We start from the raw sequence: 17465 nt of genomic DNA, 5'->3' as shown, positions 1-17465 counted from the left end.
GGTAGTCAGTCGCGCATCGGGCCCGGCGCGAGCACTTCGCGCGAACCGTTGGTATTCATGGCCGTCACGACCCCGGCCATTTCCATGGCTTCGATCATGCGGGCGGCGCGGTTGTAGCCGATCTTCAGCTTGCGCTGCACTGCGGAAATCGAGGCCCGGCGGCTCTCCAGGACGAACTGCACCGCTTCGTCATAGAGCGCGTCGGTCTCGGCATCGTCATCGCCACCACCGCCGCTGCCGCCTTCAAAGCCACTGCCAGCCTCTTCGACACCGTTGAGGATGTCATCGTTGTATTCGGGCGCGCCGCGCAGCTTCCAGGCTTCCACCACGCGGTGTACTTCATCATCGGAAACAAACGCGCCGTGGACACGAATCGGCAGGCTGGTGCCCGGCGGCATGTAGAGCATGTCGCCGTGGCCCAGCAGCTGCTCGGCGCCGCCCTGGTCGATGATGGTCCGCGAGTCGATCTTGCTCGACACCTGGAACGCCATGCGGGTCGGAATGTTGGCCTTGATCAGGCCGGTGATCACGTCCACGGATGGCCGCTGCGTGGCAAGGATCAAGTGGATACCGGCCGCACGGGCTTTCTGGGCGATACGAGCGATCAGTTCTTCGACCTTCTTGCCGACGATCATCATCATGTCGGCGAATTCGTCCACCACCACCACGATGGTCGGCAGCTTGTGCAGCAGCGGCGCTTCGTCGTGGATGCTTTCGCGGTGATACAGCGGATCGCTCAATGGCGTGCCGGCCTCTTCGGCTTCCTTGACCTTGGCATTGAAGCCCGACAGGTTGCGCACGCCCATCTTCGCCATGAGCTTGTAGCGACGCTCCATCTCGGCGACACTCCAGCGCAGGGCGTTGGCCGCATCCTTCATGTCGGTGACCACCGGGCACAGCAGGTGCGGGATGCCCTCGTAGATCGACAGTTCGAGCATCTTCGGGTCGATCATGATCAGCTTGGCGTCTTCCGGGCCGGACTTGAACAGGATCGACAGGATCATCGCGTTCACACCCACCGACTTACCGGAACCGGTGGTACCGGCCACCAGCAGGTGGGGCATCTTCGCCAGGTCGGTGATGACCGGCTTGCCACCGATGTCGTGGCCCAGGGCCAAGGTGACCGGCGATTTATGGTTGTCGTATTCCGGCGTCGACAGCACTTCGGAGAAGCGCACGATTTGCCGGTCTTCGTTGGGAATCTCGATGCCCACGGTGGTCTTGCCGGGAATGACCTCCACCACCCGCACGCTGGTCACGGCGAGGGAGCGCGCCAGGTCCTTCGCGAGGTTGGCGATACGGCTGACCTTCACACCGGCGGCCGGCTGGATTTCGTAACGGGTGATGACCGGGCCCGGGTGGATCGAATCCACCGAAACCTCGACACCGAATTCCTTGAGCTTGATTTCCAGCAGGTGACCGACGGCTGCCAGGGACTCGGGGGAATAATTGAGTTGCTTCTTCTCGGCCGGGTCGAGGATCGAAATCGGCGGCAAGGTGCCCTCGACCGCGCTGTCGACGAACAACGGAGCCTGTTTTTCCTTCTGCACGCGCTTGCTTTGCTCGGGCGGCTTGGCCGGGGCCATGGTGATGACCGGCGGCACCTGCTTCTCGCGCTCGGACATGTGTTTGCTCAGGGCCTGCTCGCGCTCGATCAAGCGTTCCTTGACCTTGGCCTGCTCGCGTTTGTCCGGCGTGGTCGGCGCCACCACGTCATGGACCCGGTCGTCCACCTCGCGCAGTTGCGCCACCAGTTGCTTGCGTTCGTTGCGCGCCGCCCACCAGCGGTTCAGCGCGCCCTGGATCAATTCGATGAGGTCGAGGGTGATCTTGCCGGTGACGTCCATGACCTTGAACCACGACAGGTCGGTGAACACCGTCAGGCCGAACAGGAACAGGGCGATGAACAGCAGCGTGCTGCCTTGGATATTCAGCGCATTCCTGGCCAGGTCGCCGAGGCTTTCACCCAGCGCGCCACCCGCCCCGGCCGGCAGGCCAGTGGGCGCATGGAAATGGATATGGGCCAGCGCGGCCCCCGACAACACCAGGAACACCAGGCCGATCAGGCGCCAGGAGAACAGCCAGCCGCTCCACTGCCAGGGCTCATGGCGCTGGCGGAAGATCTGATAGGTCTTGATCGCCAGCAGCAAGGGGAAAATGTAGGCGAAATAGCCCAGCACCATGAACAGGATGTCTGCGCTATAGGAACCGGCGGGACCGCCGAAATTCTGCACGTCGTCGATCTTGCTGTTATGACTCCAGCCCGGATCGTCCTTGCCGTAGGTCAGCAAGGCCATCATCAGGAACAGGCACAGGGCACCAATGGCGATCAACGCACCTTCCTTGAGCCGGTAGTGCAATTGTTGGCGCCAGAGCGGAACGACTGTCTTGGGTGCTGCGGTGGATTTCTTCAAAACGCTTCTTTTCCTGCGCCAATGGCGCGTCCATCTGTTGAATGACTATGAAAAACTGCCCGTGACGAGCAGGTAAAAAAGTGAATGTGCACATCCGGTACTACTTTTACCACTGTGGCATGCGTCCGGAAAACCGCAGGTGTTGCCGAAGATTTTGATCTTTTGCCCTCCCTGCGCTCAAAACTCAAGCATTGTACGGGTTTGTCATGCCCAAGGCATTGCCCGCACGCTCGGCGACAGCATAGCCATGATCAGGGTTCTCGGGCGCCAATTTGAGCATGCATTCTCTTTTGTGACAAAGGCTTATGAGGTGTTTTTATGAGCGAAGCGAAGCATTCACGCCTGATTATTCTCGGTTCCGGCCCTGCAGGGTACAGCGCAGCTGTCTATGCGGCCCGTGCCAACCTCAAACCCGTAGTCATTACCGGCATGCAGGCCGGCGGCCAGCTCACCACCACGGTCGAAGTCGATAACTGGCCGGGCGATGTCGAAGGCTTGACCGGCCCGGTGCTGATGGAGCGCATGCAGCGACACGCCGAGCGCTTCGACACGCAGATCGTCTACGACCATATCCACACCGCCAAGTTGCAACAGCGTCCGTTCGAGCTGGTCGGTGACAGCGGCACCTACACCTGCGACGCACTGATTATCGCCACCGGCGCCTCGGCTCAGTACCTTGGCCTGCCATCGGAGGAAACCTTCGCCGGCAAAGGCGTTTCAGCCTGCGCGACTTGTGATGGTTTTTTCTACCGAAACCAGGTAGTGGCAGTGGTCGGTGGCGGCAACACTGCAGTCGAAGAAGCGCTGTACCTGTCGAATATCGCCAAGGAGGTGCACCTGATCCACCGACGGGACAAGCTGCGCTCGGAAAAGATATTGCAAGACAAGCTTTTCGAGAAAGCCACCAACGGCAATATCCGCCTGCACTGGAACCAGAACCTGGATGAAGTTCTCGGCGATGCCAGTGGCGTGACCGGCGCGCGCCTGCGGCACAGCGAGACCGGCGAAACCAGTACGCTGTCCCTGGCCGGGGTCTTCATCGCCATCGGTCATAAGCCCAACACCGACCTGTTCCAGGGCCAACTGAAGATGCGCGACGGCTATCTGATCGTGCGCGGCGGCAGCGAAGGCAACGCCACGGCCACCGACATCGAAGGCGTGTTTGCCGCCGGCGATGTGGCCGATCATGTCTACCGCCAGGCCATTACTTCCGCCGGCGCCGGGTGCATGGCCGCCCTGGATGCGGAAAAGTATCTCGATGACATCCCGGCCGTTTGACGGTTAACCTCTAGGCGGGCTCTGGTTCATCTGGAGCGCCGCCCTCCCCTTCTGCAAGCCCGGACACCCATGCTGACTTGGTTACAACGCAACACTTTCGATTTTCCGCCACTGGAAAAAGCCATGCGCGACCCCAACGGCCTGCTCGCCGCCGGTGGGGATCTGTCCGCCGACCGCTTGATCCAGGCCTATCGCCACGGCTGTTTCCCTTGGTTTTCGGAAGGCCAGCCGATCCTGTGGTGGTCGCCGGATCCGCGTACGGTGCTGTTTCCCGACGAGCTGCACGTCTCGCGCAGCCTGGGCAAGCTACTGCGCAAGCGCCGCTATGAAGTGACGTTCGACCGGGATTTCGCCGCCGTCATCAAGGCCTGCGCCGCGCCCCGCGATTATGCCGACGGCACCTGGATCACCGAAGCCATGCAGACCGCTTATCTGGAACTGCACCGGCGCGGCTTCGCCCATTCGGTGGAAGTCTGGGATCAAGGCGCACTGGTGGGTGGCCTGTACGGCCTGGCGATGGGGCAACTGTTTTTTGGCGAGTCCATGTTCAGCCGGGCCGACAACGCGTCGAAATTCGGCTTCGCAACCCTGGTCCAACATCTCAAGGAGGCGGGTTTCGTGCTGATCGACTGCCAGATGCCCACGGAGCACCTGCATAGCCTGGGCGCGCGGTCGATCCCCCGCCCGACGTTTGCCGGCTACCTGAAGGCGCATCTGGACCAACCGAACCATGCCACCTGGGTTTGCTGAGCGATATTCGCGCTCCTGGCTTACACTTGAATTTGAAGCTTATACCGAGGGTTGATCATGACCGAGTTGGCGCGCTTGAAGTTCTATGCCACTCAACCCCACTCCTGCAGTTACCTGCCCGAGGAGCAGGCCACGACCCTGTTCCTCGACCCTAGCCAGCCCATGGATGTGCATGTCTACGCAGATCTGTCGGAGATGGGCTTTCGTCGCAGCGGCGATCACCTCTACCGGCCCCATTGCCAGCATTGCAATGCGTGCGTTCCGGCGCGCATCCCCGTGGCCCGATTCACCCCCAACCGGCAGCAGAAGCGTATTTTCAAGCGCAACGCCGACGTACAGGTCCGCCCCGCCAAGCCGCAGTTCACCGAAGAATATTTCGACCTGTACCAGCGCTACATCGAACAACGCCACGCCGACGGCGACATGTACCCGCCCAGCCGGGACCAGTTTTCGACCTTTCTGGTACGCGACCTGCCGTTCTCACGTTTTTATGAGTTCCGCCTCGAGGGTCGGCTGGTGGCCATCGCCGTCACCGACCTGCTGCCCAACGGACTCTCGGCGGTCTACACCTTCTATGAGCCCGACGAAGAAAAGCGCAGCCTCGGACGTTACGCGATCCTCTGGCAGATCAATGAATGCCGACGCCTGGGCCTGGAAGCGGTGTACTTGGGCTACTGGATCAAAAACTGCAAGAAAATGAACTACAAGACCCAATATCGGCCCATTGAATTACTCATCAACCAGCGGTGGGTTGTCCTGAACTAGGGTTTGTACGAAAAGTCGCCGAGCGGCGATCAGGTAAGGCGAAAACAGGCGAGGAAGCGGAGTTGACTGGTTGTCAATGAGCATTCCGAGCCTGTTTTCAACGCAGCATGATCGTCGCGCAGGCACTTTTCGGACAAAGCCTAGGGGCCGCTCGTAGTCTGCGCCTTATCCACGCGCCGCATTCATTGAGTAACTCCGAAGAACCCCTTGGCTTGCCCCCCCTTTTTCGGGCACAATGCACGCCGCTTTTGCCTGGCGCAGTTGCACCGGGCCATTCACTGGATACCGAGGGCTTTACTGCATGTCGAAAGAAGACAGCTTCGAAATGGAAGGCACTGTCGTCGACACCCTGCCCAACACCATGTTTCGTGTGGAGTTGGAAAATGGGCACGTCGTAACCGCGCATATCTCCGGCAAGATGCGCAAGAACTACATTCGTATTCTTACCGGTGACAAAGTGCGCGTCGAGCTGACGCCCTATGACTTGAGCAAAGGGCGCATCACTTACCGCGCTCGCTAACAAGTCAATACAAAACGCCCGGCTCATGTCGGGCGTTTTTGTTTGCCTGCTATTTGCTCCAATCTTCAGAAACACACGCCCCCCTGTGGGAGCGAGCTTGCTCGCGAAGGCGGCGGCACAAGCACCGTTGATGCAAGCTGCCCCACCGCTATCGCGAGCAAGCTCGCTCCCACAGGGACTGGTGATGAAACCCAATCTTGTGCCATGCCCACAGCAGCGCATGGTGTGGGCACAGCAAAAAGGCGCCTTTCGGCGCCTTTTTGCCTTGTTGCAGCTAACGATCAGGCCATTTCGGCCGTGGTTTCGAAGTCGAAGGTCAGCTCGCCGTCCTTGATGTCGATGTGAACCACACCGCCATGCTCGGCCAGTTCGCCAAACAGGATCTCCTCGGCCAGTGGACGCTTGATCTTGTCCTGGATCAGGCGAGCCATCGGCCGCGCACCCATCGTCACGTCGTAACCACCTTCCGCCAGCCAGCTGCGCGCCGCATCGGTGACTTCCAACAACACACGCTTGTCTTCGAGCTGCGCCTGAAGTTCGGTAAGGAACTTGTCCACCACGCTCTTGATGACCTCATGGCTGAGGCGACCAAACTGGATAATGGTGTCCAGGCGGTTGCGGAATTCAGGCGTGAAGCTCTTCTTGATCACTTCCATCGCATCGGACGAGTGGTCCTGATGGGTGAAACCGATCGAAGCGCGCGCCGCGGTCTCGGCACCGGCGTTCGTGGTCATGATGATGATCACGTTGCGGAAATCCGCCTTGCGCCCGTTGTTGTCGGTCAACGTACCGTGATCCATGACCTGCAGCAGCAGGTTGAAGACTTCCGGATGCGCTTTCTCGATCTCATCGAGCAACAGTACGCAGTGAGGTTGCTTGGTGATCGCCTCGGTCAACAGGCCGCCCTGGTCGAAACCGACATAGCCCGGAGGCGCACCGATCAGACGCGATACGGTATGACGCTCCATGTATTCGGACATGTCGAAGCGAACCAGCTCGATGCCCAGCGCCTTGGCCAACTGCCGCGCCGCCTCGGTCTTGCCGACACCGGTAGGCCCGGCGAACAGGAAGGAACCGACCGGCTTGTCTGGCGACTTGAGCCCGGCACGGGACAGCTTGATGGCGGTCGAGAGCGAGTCGATGGCCGCATCCTGGCCGAACACCGTCAGCTTCAGGTCACGCTCCAAGTTACGTAGCAGTTCCTTGTCGGAGCTGGTGACGTGTTTTGGCGGAATCCGCGCGATTTTGGCGACGATGTCCTCGACTTGCGGCACCTCGATACGCTTGACGCGATTCTCCACCGGCTGCAGCCGCTGGTAGGCGCCCGCCTCGTCGATGACGTCGATGGCCTTGTCCGGCATGTGCCGATCATTGATGTAGCGTGACGCCAGCTCGGCAGCGGCGCGCAATGCCTCGTCGCTGTATTCGATGTTGTGGTGCAGCTCGAAACGCCCTTTCAGGCCACGCAGGATACCAATGGTGTCTTCCACCGACGGCTCCGACACGTCAACCTTCTGGAAACGCCGCGCCAAGGCACGGTCCTTCTCAAAGATCCCACGGAATTCCTGGAACGTGGTCGAGCCGATGCAACGGATATCACCCGAGGACAGCAGCGGCTTGAGCAGGTTCGAGGCATCCATGACGCCACCCGAGGCAGCGCCCGCACCGATGATGGTGTGGATCTCGTCGATGAACAGGATCGCTTGCGGGCGTTTTTTCAGCTCGCCGAGCAGCGCCTTGAAGCGCTTCTCGAAATCGCCACGGTATTTGGTACCGGCCAGCAAGGCGCCCAGGTCGAGGGAATACACCACGCTGTTGGCCAGCAGATCCGGCACCTGGTTGTCGACGATGCGCTTGGCCAGGCCTTCGGCGATCGCGGTCTTGCCCACGCCAGCCTCACCCACCAGCAACGGGTTGTTCTTGCGGCGCCGGGCGAGAATCTGCGCAACGCGTTCGACTTCCGCCTCGCGCCCAACCAGCGGATCGATGCGGCCCTGGCGGGCCAGCTCGTTCAGGTTGCTGGCATACGCGTCCAGCGGATTGCCTGAGGAAGAAGACTCACCGCCCTCGTCGTCCTGCATATCCTGTTCACCCTCGGAATGATCGCCATGCCCCGGCACTTTGGAAATGCCATGGGCAATGTAGTTGACGACATCGATACGCGCGACGCTCTGCTGCTTGAGCAGGAACACCGCCTGGCTTTCCTGCTCACTGAAGATGGCGACCAGCACGTTGGCCCCGGTCACTTCACGCTTGCCCGAGCTCTGCACATGGAAGACAGCACGCTGCAACACCCGCTGGAAGCCCAGGGTTGGCTGGGTTTCGCGGTCCTCGTCGTGAACGGGGATCAGTGGCGTGGTGGAGTCGATGAACTCCTGCAAATCGTGCTTGAGTTTGTCGAGGTTCGCGCCGCAGGCACGCAAAACGGTGGCGGCAGCCTCGTTATCCAGTAGGGCCAACAGCAGGTGTTCGACAGTCATGAACTCATGACGCTTCGAACGGGCCTCCTTGAAGGCAAGATTGAGGGTGACTTCGAGCTCGCGGTTTAACATGGTTCACCTCATACCCAAGTGGTCGGCGTTAACCGTCCTTCTCGATTTCACAGAGTAGCGGATGCTGGCTTTCCCTGGCGTACTGGTTGACCTGCATGGCCTTGGTTTCCGCGATGTCGCGGGTAAACACACCACACACTGCCCGTCCCTCTGTATGAACGGCCAGCATGACCTTGGTCGCCAGCTCACGATTCAGGTTGAAAAACACCTCGAGCACTTCGACGACGAAATCCATCGGTGTGTAGTCATCGTTGAACAAAACCACCTTGTACATCGGTGGAGCCTGTAAAGCGGGCTTTGATTCCTGAACAGCAATGCCCGCTGAATCGTCGTCATGTTGATCCGGGCGATCCTGATTGAATGTTAGTCGAATCTGGCTGATTGCATGCATGGAAAGAAAGGTTCGTTTAGTTGGCAAATACAGTGATGGGGCCGCTTGCGGGCGATTTCAACCGCTACCGCCCGATCACCTTGACTAACGGCAAATCGGTGTTACAACCAATAGAGCCCACCGTGGGTTAAAAAGGTCCGCGAAGTCAATCCGATTTCCATTGATCGACGGCGGATGATCAGGATGATACTCCGTTGCCGGGGTGTGTTGCAGAGGGAAATTGGTATGTCAGGTACCACCAGCATGCGAGTCAAGGGAAAGGTCAAATGGTTCAATAATGCCAAGGGCTACGGTTTCATTATCCAGGACGGGAAGGACGAAGACCTCTTCGCTCATTACTCCGTCATCCAGATGGACGGCTATAGAACCCTGAAGGCTGGTCAGCCGGTGACGTTCAGCATGATACAAGGGCCAAAGGGTATACATGCCGTTGAAATTCGTCCGGTCGCCGTCGACGCCGAGAGCACTCCGGCCAGCGAAAAGCCAGAGCCGACCAGGGTCCACATCAACCCTCGGGTCACCGAAGACCACTAAACCTGCCCCACCCATGAAAATGCCCGGTTTCGATCGCTCGAACCGGGCATTTTTGTGTCCAGGCTTCGCTTACATATGGGAAATCAGCGCATCGCCGAAGCCGGAAGACGACACCAGCTTGGCACCGTCCATCAGGCGTTCGAAGTCATAGGTCACGGTCTTGGCCGAAATCGCGCCGTTGGTGCCCTTGATGATCAGGTCGGCCGCTTCGGTCCAGCCCATGTGGCGCAGCATCATTTCCGCCGACAGGATCAGCGACCCCGGGTTGACCTGGTCCTTGCCTGCGTATTTGGGCGCGGTACCGTGGGTGGCTTCGAACATAGCCACGGTGTCGGACAGGTTGGCGCCCGGCGCGATGCCGATACCGCCCACTTCCGCCGCCAGGGCATCGGAGAGGTAGTCGCCGTTGAGGTTCAGGGTGGCGATCACGTCATATTCAGCCGGACGCAGCAGGATCTGCTGGAGCATGGCGTCGGCGATGGCGTCCTTGACCACGACATTCTTGCCGGTCTTCGGGTTCTTGAACTGCATCCATGGCCCGCCGTCGAGCAGGGTCGCGCCGAACTCTTCGGCCGCCACTTCGTAGGCCCATTCCTTGAAGGCACCTTCGGTGAACTTCATGATGTTGCCTTTGTGCACGATGGTCAGCGAGTCGCGGTCGTTATCGACGACATATTGCAAGGCCTTGCGCGCCAGGCGCTTGGTGCCCTGCTTGGAAACCGGCTTGACACCAATGCCGCAATCTTCATCGAAGCGGATCTTGGTGACGCCCATTTCTTCCTTGAGGAACTTGATGACTTTGGTGGCTTCGGCCGAACCGGCCTTCCACTCGATGCCGGCATAGATGTCTTCGGAGTTCTCGCGGAAGATTGTCATGTCCACGTCGCCAGGCTTCTTGACCGGACTGGGTACGCCTTCGAACCAACGCACCGGGCGCAGGCAGACATACAGGTCGAGCTGCTGGCGCAGCGCCACGTTCAGCGAGCGGATACCGCCACCGACCGGCGTGGTCAGCGGACCCTTGATGGAAACCACGTAGTCCTTGACTGCGTCCAGGGTTTCCTGGGGTAGCCAGGTGTCCTGGTCGTAGACCTGGGTGGCTTTTTCACCGGCGTAGACTTCCATCCAGGAAATCTTGCGCTTGCCGCCGTACGCCTTCTCGACCGCGGCGTCGACCACCTTGATCATGACCGGACTGATATCAACGCCAATGCCGTCGCCTTCAATGAAGGGGATGATCGGATTGTCGGGAACATTAAGAGAATGGTCTGCGTTGACGGTGATTTTGTCACCGACGGCCGGAACCTGAATCTTTTGATACCCCATGCTGAACTCCATTGCTTGGATTGAACATCTGGCTTGCGTTCGAGCGTAACCCAGTTGAATCGGCACGCAAACCCTACGTTAGGCTCATCAAGGACGAAAGTGCCGCAGTTCGCGATGTACAAGCCTGAAAACCAAGGGAAAAGCGCCAAACATGAGCATAGTCCACCGCCCTTGGCATGCGACGTTTAGACCAATGGACGTGTACGGAAGTCTATGAACCGTCGGCAGATCGCCAGCTACCTATGTATAATGCCGCCGCTGACCACAGGGTCACGACGGCTGACGGCTCTATAACGAGACTTTCCGCCATTTTGAAAGCCGGACCGTTACCGCGGCCCGACCGCTTGACGCTCGACTGATGCACCCAACATCACCGCGAAGAAACCTCGACATTCGGCTCACGGATGACTTTGAACGAACGCGCTTACCCGGCGCCCCTCGAGTTTCTGCGCATGCTTTAGCAAAGAAGAGAGTTAATCCGAATATGCCCACCCGCTCGAAGATCATCTATACCTTCACCGACGAAGCGCCTGCCCTCGCCACCTATTCGCTGCTGCCGATCGTCGAAGCCTTCACCGCTTCGGCCGACATCGCCGTGGAGACCCGCGACATCTCCCTCGCAGGGCGCATCCTGGCCAGCTTCCCCGAGCAACTGGGTGACAAAGCCGTAGCCGACCACCTCGCCGAACTGGGCGACCTGGCCGTCACGCCTGAAGCAAACATCATCAAGCTGCCGAACATCAGCGCCTCGGTGCCGCAACTGCAGGCCGCGATCAAGGAGTTGCAGGCCCAGGGCTACGCACTGCCGGACTACCCGGAAACCGTGACCACCGACGCCGAGAAAGAAGCTCGCGCTCGCTATGACAAGGTCAAGGGCAGCGCCGTGAACCCGGTCCTGCGCGAAGGCAACTCCGACCGCCGCGCACCGCTGTCGGTCAAGAACTATGCCCGCAAGCACCCGCATAAAATGGGCGCCTGGGCTGCCGACTCCAAGTCCCACGTCGCTCACATGAGCGCCGGCGATTTCTACGGCAGCGAAAAAGCCGCCCTGATCGACGCCGCGGGCAGCGTGAAGATCGAGCTGATCGCCAAGGACGGCACCGCCACCGTCCTGAAGGAAAAAACCACCGTACAAGCCGGTGAGATCCTCGATTGCGCCGTGCTGAGCAAGAATGCCCTGCGCAACTTCATCGCCGCTGAAATCGAAGACGCCAAGCAAAAAGGCGTCCTGCTGTCGGTCCACCTGAAAGCCACCATGATGAAGGTCTCCGACCCGATCATGTTCGGCCAGATCGTGGCCGAGTACTACAAGGACGCGCTGGCCAAGCACGCCGAAGTGCTGGAGCAGATCGGTTTCAACCTGAACAACGGCATCGGCGACCTGTACGCCCGCATCAAGGCCCTGCCGGCCGAGCAGCAGGCCCGGATCGAAGCCGACATCCAGGCGGTCTACGCCATTCGTCCAGCACTGGCGATGGTCAACTCCGACAAGGGCATCACCAACCTGCACGTGCCGAGCGACGTCATCGTCGACGCCTCGATGCCAGCCATGATCCGTGACTCCGGCAAGATGTGGGGCACCGACGGCCAGCTGCACGACACCAAGGCCGTGATCCCGGATCGCTGCTACGCCACCATCTACCAGGCGGTGATCGAAGACTGCAAGCAACACGGCGCCTTCGATCCGACCACCATGGGCAGCGTGCCAAACGTTGGCCTGATGGCCAAGAAAGCCGAAGAGTATGGCTCCCACGACAAGACCTTCCAGATCAAGGCGGACGGTGTGGTCCGTGTCTCGGACAACAACGGTCGCACCCTGCTGGAGCAGAACGTCGAGGCTGGCGATATCTTCCGCATGTGCCAGACCAAGGACGCGCCGATCCAGGATTGGGTCAAGCTGGCCGTCAACCGTGCCCGCGCCAGCAGCACCCCGGCGATCTTCTGGCTCGACCCGATGCGCGCCCATGACGGCGTGATGATCGAGAAGGTCCAGGTTTACCTGAAGGACCACGACACCAGCGGCCTGGACATCCGCATCATGTCGCCTGTCGACGCGATGAAGTTCACCCTGGCCCGCACGCGCGAAGGCAAGGACACCATTTCGGTGACCGGCAACGTACTGCGCGACTACCTGACCGACCTGTTCCCGATCATGGAACTGGGCACCAGCGCCAAGATGCTGTCGATCGTACCGCTGATGAACGGTGGCGGCCTGTTCGAAACCGGCGCCGGCGGTTCGGCTCCCAAGCACGTGCAGCAACTGCTGGAAGAAAACTTCCTGCGCTGGGATTCCCTGGGCGAGTTCCTGGCCCTGGCCGCCTCCCTGGAACACCTGGGCGTGACCTACAACAACCCCAAGGCGCTGGTGCTGGCCAAGACCCTCGACCAGGCGACTGGCGAGTTCCTGGACCGCAACAAGTCGCCTTCGCGCAAGGTCGGCGGCATCGACAACCGCGGCAGCCACTTCTACCTGACCCTGTTCTGGGCCCAGGCATTGGCCGCCCAGGATGACGACGCAGCCCTCAAGGCGCAGTTCACCACCCTGGCCAAGACCCTGACCGACAACGAAGAAAAAATCGTTGCCGAGCTCAATGCGGTCCAGGGCAAGCCCGTGGACATCGGCGGCTACTACTTCGCCAACCCCGAGCTGACCAGCAAGGCCATGCGTCCGAGCAACACCTTCAACGCGGCGATTGCTGCGCTGGTGTAAGGTTGCAAGGAAGCACCACGAACCCCGGCCTTGTGCCGGGGTTTGTGTTTCTGCCACACCCAGTTTCCCCTGACAATATAATCCCCCACAGTTGGGTTGAAGTAGAGCCAGCAGAGACAGGCCGGCTGTCATCCCAACCTGGGAAATAAAGGACTCTTATGGACTGGAACCCCCACATCACCGTCGCCACCATCGTCGAGGACAACGGCCGCTTCCTGATGGTGGAAGAATCCAAGGGCGGACGCGCAGTGCTCAACCAGCCCGCCGGCCACCTGGATCCGAACGAGACACTGATCGAAGCCGCCGTGCGCGAGACGCTGGAAGAAACCGGCTGGGACGTCGAACCCACCGCCGTGGTCGGCATCTACCTGTACACCGCCCCCAGCAACGGCGTGACCTACCAACGGGTCTGCTTCGCCGCCAGGGCCTTGAAACATCACCCCGACGACCCACTGGACGACGGCATCCTCGGCGCCAAATGGCTGTCCCGCGACGAACTGCTCGAACAGCGCGACCACTGGCGCAGCGAGCTGATCATCCGCTGCATCGACGATTACCTGGCCGGCCATCGCCATAGCCTGGCGCTTATCCGCCCTTCTCTTTAGCCTTGCGCGCCCGGGCCTGATAGAATCGCGTCCTTTTTCAAGACACTCATTGAATTCCTATGCGTGATCCAGCCTCTTCGAACACCCCAAAGCAACGCGTCATCGTCGGCATGTCCGGTGGCGTGGACTCTTCCGTTTCCGCCCTTCTGCTGATGGAGCAGGGTTATGAGGTGGAAGGCCTGTTCATGAAGAACTGGGAAGAAGACGACGGAACCGAATATTGCACCGCCATGGACGACCTCGCGGACGCCCAGGCCGTGTGCGACAAGATTGGCATCAAGCTGCACACCGCCAACTTCGCCGCCGAGTACTGGGACAATGTGTTCGAGCACTTCCTGGCCGAATACAAGGCCGGCCGCACGCCGAACCCGGACATCCTCTGTAACCGCGAAATCAAGTTCAAGGCATTCCTCGACTACGCGATGATGCTCGGCGCCGACCTGATCGCCACCGGCCACTACGTGCGCCGCCGCGACATCGATGGCCGCACCGAACTGCTCAAGGGCCTGGACCCGAACAAGGACCAGAGCTACTTCCTGCATGCCGTCGGCGGCGAGCAGATCGCCAAGACCCTGTTCCCGGTCGGCGAGCTGGAAAAGCCCGAAGTGCGCGCGATTGCCGAGAAACACCAGCTCGCCACCGCCAAGAAGAAGGATTCCACCGGCATCTGCTTCATCGGCGAGCGTCGTTTCAGCGACTTCCTCAAGCAGTACCTGCCGGCCCAGCCGGGCGAGATCAAGACAACCGAAGGTGATGTCATCGGCCGTCACCATGGCCTGATGTACCACACCATCGGCCAGCGCCAGGGCCTGGGCATCGGTGGGTTGAAAGATGCCGGCGAAGAGCCGTGGTACGTGCTGGTCAAGGACCTGGAGCACAACGAGCTGATCGTCGGCCAGGGCAACGACCACCCCTGGCTGTTCTCCGGCGCCCTCCTCGCCTCCGACATCTATTGGGTCAACCCGATCGACCTCAGCGAACCGCGCCGCCTGACGGCCAAGGTTCGTTATCGCCAGAGCGACCAACCCTGCACCCTGGAAAAAACCGCCAGCGGTTATCGCGCCACGTTCGATGACCCACAGCGAGCGGTCACGCCCGGCCAATCCGTGGTGTTCTACGACGGCGAAACCTGCCTGGGCGGCGGCGTGATCGAAGTCGCCGAGCCATGGAGCAGCAAGGCATGACGCCGATCCAGGAACAACTGACGGCGCTGGGCGGGGTGTTTCTCGCCGCCGTGCTGGTGGATCGCATCGCCAAGACCGGCCAGACCAACGAAGCCGGGCTGGGCTGCATGCTCGGCAGCCTGCTGGTGCGCGACCCCAAGGACACCCTGGAAGTCTACGGCGGCGATGACCTGAACCTGCGCGAAGGCTATCGCGCCTTGATTGGCGCCCTGGAACGCGACCCCAGCGCCCTGCAACGTGAACCGCTGCGCTACGCCTTGTCGATGCTGGGCCTGGAGCGTCAGTTGGCCAAGCGCGACGACCTGCTGGAAACCATCGGCAAGCGCCTGCCGCAGATCCAATCCCAAGTCGAACATTTTGGCCCGTCCCACGAAAACGTGATCGCCGCGTGCGGCGCGCTGTACCAGGACACCTTGAGCACACTGCGCCAGCGTATCCAGGTGCATGGCGACATGCGCAACCTGCAACAACCGAGCAATGCCTCGAAGATCCGCGCCCTGTTGCTGGCCGGGATCCGCTCGGCACGCCTGTGGCGGCAGTTGGGCGGCCATCGCTGGCAACTGGTGATCAGCCGACGCAAATTGTTGAAAGAGCTTTACCCGTTGATGCGCAACGAATAAGTCGCCTCGACCTTTTTTTGTAGCAAGGGAGCTTGCCTCACTGAACCGTAGGAGCTGTGTAGGAGCGTGTAGGAGCTGCCGAGCGAGGCGAGGCTGCGATCTTTCCCCTGACACTTGAATCTCAAGCGAAAGATCAAAAGATCAAAAGATCAAAAGATCAAAAGATCGCAGCCTCGCTCCGCTCGGCAGCTCCTACACAGCTCCTACACGGCTCCTGCACGGCTCCTGCAAGCCCAACGGGAGCAAGCTCCCTTGCCACAGGTAATAAACAGCTTTATCTCGTTACGCGTAACACGCCGGTCAGTTGGCGACGGACCGGCGTCTGTTTTCATGTATGATACGCGCCCCATTTCGTTGCCCGACTGTCCGAGAACACCCCATGCAGCTCTCTTCGCTCACTGCGGTTTCCCCTGTAGACGGCCGCTACGCCGGCAAAACCCAGGCCCTGCGCCCGATTTTCAGCGAGTACGGCCTGATCCGTGCCCGCGTCCTGGTTGAAGTGCGTTGGCTCCAGCGCCTGGCCGCTCACCCTGGCATTGGTGAAGTCCCGGCTTTTTCCGCCGAAGCCAACGCAGTACTGAACGCCCTGGCCGACAATTTCGCCCTGGAGCACGCCGAGCGCGTCAAAGAGATCGAGCGCACCACCAACCACGACGTCAAGGCCATCGAATACCTGCTCAAGGAGCAGGCGGCCAAGCTGCCGGAACTGGCCAACGTCAGTGAGTTCATCCACTTCGCCTGCACCAGCGAGGACATCAACAACCTGTCCCACGCCCTGATGCTGCGCGAAGGTCGTGACGACGTGCTGCTGCCCCTGATGCGCCAGACCGCCCAGGCCATCCGCGAGCTGGCGATCCGCTTCGCCGACGTGCCGATGCTGTCGCGCACCCACGGCCAACCGGCTTCGCCGACCACCCTGGGCAAGGAACTGGCGAATGTCGTCTACCGCCTGGAGCGCCAGATCGCCCAGGTTGCCGCCGTGCCACTGCTGGGCAAGATCAACGGCGCCGTGGGCAACTACAACGCCCACCTGTCGGCCTACCCGGACATCGACTGGGAAGCCAACGCCCGCGCCTTCATCGAAGACGAGCTGGGCCTGAGCTTCAACCCGTACACCACCCAGATCGAACCACACGACTACATCGCCGAGCTGTTCGACGCGATCGCTCGCTTCAACACCATCCTGATCGACTTCGACCGCGACATCTGGGGCTACATCTCCCTGGGTTACTTCAAGCAGCGCACCATTGCCGGCGAAATCGGTTCCTCGACCATGCCGCACAAGGTCAACCCGATCGACTTCGAAAACTCCGAAGGCAACCTGGGCATCGCCAACGCGCTGTTCCAGCACCTGGCGAGCAAGCTGCCGATTTCCCGTTGGCAGCGCGACCTGACCGACTCCACCGTGCTGCGCAACCTGGGCGTGGGTTTCGCCCACAGCGTCATCGCCTACGAAGCCAGCCTCAAGGGCATCAGCAAGCTGGAGCTCAACGAGCAGAAGATCGCCGCAGACCTGGACGCCTGCTGGGAAGTCCTGGCGGAGCCGATCCAGACCGTGATGCGTCGCTACAACATCGAGAACCCGTATGAAAAGCTGAAAGAACTGACCCGTGGCAAGGGCATCAGCCCTGAAGCGTTGCAGACTTTCATCGATGGCCTGGACATGCCAGCCGACGCCAAGGCCGAACTGAAGAAGCTGACCCCGGCCAGCTACATCGGCAACGCGGCGGCACAAGCCAAGCGCATCTGATCCATCGCTTCACCTTTGAGACGCCCGGCCGCGCCGGGCGTTTTTATTCGCGTCTGAAAAGTATAT

14 protein-coding genes are annotated in these 17465 nt (G+C 60.6%); 10 read left to right on the top strand and 4 right to left on the bottom strand.

Annotated features, from left to right (window positions below):
- Nucleotides 1–5: 5 nt before the first annotated feature.
- A complete protein-coding gene (locus M8Q45_RS07925; RefSeq protein ID WP_030141341.1) occupies nucleotides 6–2414 on the bottom strand; it encodes a DNA translocase FtsK in 2409 nt (802 codons plus the stop codon).
- 318 nt (nucleotides 2415–2732) lie between these two features.
- On the opposite strand from M8Q45_RS07925, the gene trxB reads away from it, so the two are divergent.
- The 4 genes from trxB to infA all read left to right on the top strand — a co-directional run bounded on the left by trxB (nucleotide 2733) and on the right by infA (nucleotide 5727).
- Nucleotides 2733–3692: a thioredoxin-disulfide reductase gene (gene trxB, locus M8Q45_RS07920; protein WP_249874216.1), complete on the top strand. Its 960-nt coding sequence runs from the start codon at nucleotides 2733–2735 to the stop codon at nucleotides 3690–3692.
- Between the two features lie 69 nt (nucleotides 3693–3761).
- On the top strand, nucleotides 3762–4442 hold the full coding sequence (gene aat / locus M8Q45_RS07915; protein ID WP_249874215.1) for a leucyl/phenylalanyl-tRNA--protein transferase: 681 nt from the start codon (nucleotides 3762–3764) through the stop codon (nucleotides 4440–4442).
- Nucleotides 4443–4499: 57 nt separating this feature from the next.
- Complete coding sequence (locus M8Q45_RS07910; protein WP_030141338.1) at nucleotides 4500–5207, top strand: arginyltransferase; 708 nt, start codon at nucleotides 4500–4502, stop codon at nucleotides 5205–5207.
- 301 nt (nucleotides 5208–5508) lie between these two features.
- Entirely contained in the window at nucleotides 5509–5727 is a 219-nt protein-coding gene (infA, locus tag M8Q45_RS07905; protein WP_002553999.1) for a translation initiation factor IF-1, read from the top strand.
- A 281-nt stretch (nucleotides 5728–6008) separates the two neighbouring features.
- On the opposite strand, the gene clpA is transcribed toward infA, so the two are convergent.
- Both clpA and clpS read right to left on the bottom strand, forming a co-directional pair.
- A complete protein-coding gene (gene clpA, locus M8Q45_RS07900) occupies nucleotides 6009–8279 on the bottom strand; it encodes an ATP-dependent Clp protease ATP-binding subunit ClpA (protein WP_249874214.1) in 2271 nt (756 codons plus the stop codon).
- A 28-nt stretch (nucleotides 8280–8307) separates the two neighbouring features.
- On the bottom strand, nucleotides 8308–8670 hold the full coding sequence (gene clpS / locus M8Q45_RS07895; RefSeq protein WP_030141336.1) for an ATP-dependent Clp protease adapter ClpS: 363 nt from the start codon (nucleotides 8668–8670) through the stop codon (nucleotides 8308–8310).
- A gap of 243 nt (nucleotides 8671–8913) precedes the next feature.
- On the opposite strand from clpS, the gene cspD reads away from it, so the two are divergent.
- Complete coding sequence (gene cspD / locus M8Q45_RS28390; protein ID WP_283939020.1) at nucleotides 8914–9204, top strand: cold shock domain-containing protein CspD; 291 nt, start codon at nucleotides 8914–8916, stop codon at nucleotides 9202–9204.
- 69 nt (nucleotides 9205–9273) lie between these two features.
- On the opposite strand, the gene icd is transcribed toward cspD, so the two are convergent.
- A complete protein-coding gene (gene icd, locus M8Q45_RS07885; protein ID WP_030141334.1) occupies nucleotides 9274–10530 on the bottom strand; it encodes an NADP-dependent isocitrate dehydrogenase in 1257 nt (418 codons plus the stop codon).
- Nucleotides 10531–11014: 484 nt separating this feature from the next.
- Between icd and M8Q45_RS07880 the strand changes: the two genes are divergently transcribed.
- From M8Q45_RS07880 to purB, 5 genes are all read left to right on the top strand, one after another.
- Nucleotides 11015–13240, top strand: a complete 2226-nt coding sequence (locus tag M8Q45_RS07880; RefSeq protein ID WP_249874213.1) for an NADP-dependent isocitrate dehydrogenase — start codon at nucleotides 11015–11017, stop codon at nucleotides 13238–13240.
- 158 nt (nucleotides 13241–13398) lie between these two features.
- A complete protein-coding gene (locus tag M8Q45_RS07875) occupies nucleotides 13399–13845 on the top strand; it encodes an NUDIX hydrolase (protein ID WP_249874212.1) in 447 nt (148 codons plus the stop codon).
- A gap of 59 nt (nucleotides 13846–13904) precedes the next feature.
- On the top strand, nucleotides 13905–15029 hold the full coding sequence (gene mnmA, locus M8Q45_RS07870; RefSeq protein ID WP_249874211.1) for a tRNA 2-thiouridine(34) synthase MnmA: 1125 nt from the start codon (nucleotides 13905–13907) through the stop codon (nucleotides 15027–15029).
- Nucleotides 15026–15649: a high frequency lysogenization protein HflD gene (gene hflD / locus M8Q45_RS07865; protein WP_030141330.1), complete on the top strand. Its 624-nt coding sequence runs from the start codon at nucleotides 15026–15028 to the stop codon at nucleotides 15647–15649. Before mnmA ends, hflD begins: the two co-directional genes overlap by 4 nt.
- 379 nt (nucleotides 15650–16028) lie before the next feature.
- Nucleotides 16029–17399 (top strand): adenylosuccinate lyase, encoded by a 1371-nt coding sequence (gene purB, locus M8Q45_RS07860; RefSeq protein ID WP_030141329.1) that lies wholly within the window; start codon nucleotides 16029–16031, stop codon nucleotides 17397–17399.
- Nucleotides 17400–17465 lie beyond the last annotated feature (66 nt).

Source organism: Pseudomonas sp. T1.Ur (assembly GCF_023516725.1).
GTDB lineage: Bacteria > Pseudomonadota > Gammaproteobacteria > Pseudomonadales > Pseudomonadaceae > Aquipseudomonas > Aquipseudomonas alvandae.
The sequence above is the reverse complement of the archived record's forward strand: the minus strand, read 5'-3'. Positions and strand labels throughout refer to the sequence as shown.

Coding starts and splice junctions, on each gene's coding strand:
- infA (WP_002553999.1), top strand. CDS start 5,509: ATGTCGAAAGAAGACAGCTTCGAAATGGAAGGCACTGTCGTCGACACC.
- mnmA (WP_249874211.1), top strand. CDS start 13,905: ATGCGTGATCCAGCCTCTTCGAACACCCCAAAGCAACGCGTCATCGTC.
- cspD (WP_283939020.1), top strand. CDS start 8,914: ATGCGAGTCAAGGGAAAGGTCAAATGGTTCAATAATGCCAAGGGCTAC.
- icd (WP_030141334.1), bottom strand. CDS start 10,530: ATGGGGTATCAAAAGATTCAGGTTCCGGCCGTCGGTGACAAAATCACC.
- clpA (WP_249874214.1), bottom strand. CDS start 8,279: ATGTTAAACCGCGAGCTCGAAGTCACCCTCAATCTTGCCTTCAAGGAG.
- M8Q45_RS07910 (WP_030141338.1), top strand. CDS start 4,500: ATGACCGAGTTGGCGCGCTTGAAGTTCTATGCCACTCAACCCCACTCC.
- trxB (WP_249874216.1), top strand. CDS start 2,733: ATGAGCGAAGCGAAGCATTCACGCCTGATTATTCTCGGTTCCGGCCCT.
- hflD (WP_030141330.1), top strand. CDS start 15,026: ATGACGCCGATCCAGGAACAACTGACGGCGCTGGGCGGGGTGTTTCTC.
- aat (WP_249874215.1), top strand. CDS start 3,762: ATGCTGACTTGGTTACAACGCAACACTTTCGATTTTCCGCCACTGGAA.
- purB (WP_030141329.1), top strand. CDS start 16,029: ATGCAGCTCTCTTCGCTCACTGCGGTTTCCCCTGTAGACGGCCGCTAC.
- M8Q45_RS07875 (WP_249874212.1), top strand. CDS start 13,399: ATGGACTGGAACCCCCACATCACCGTCGCCACCATCGTCGAGGACAAC.
- clpS (WP_030141336.1), bottom strand. CDS start 8,670: ATGCATGCAATCAGCCAGATTCGACTAACATTCAATCAGGATCGCCCG.
- M8Q45_RS07880 (WP_249874213.1), top strand. CDS start 11,015: ATGCCCACCCGCTCGAAGATCATCTATACCTTCACCGACGAAGCGCCT.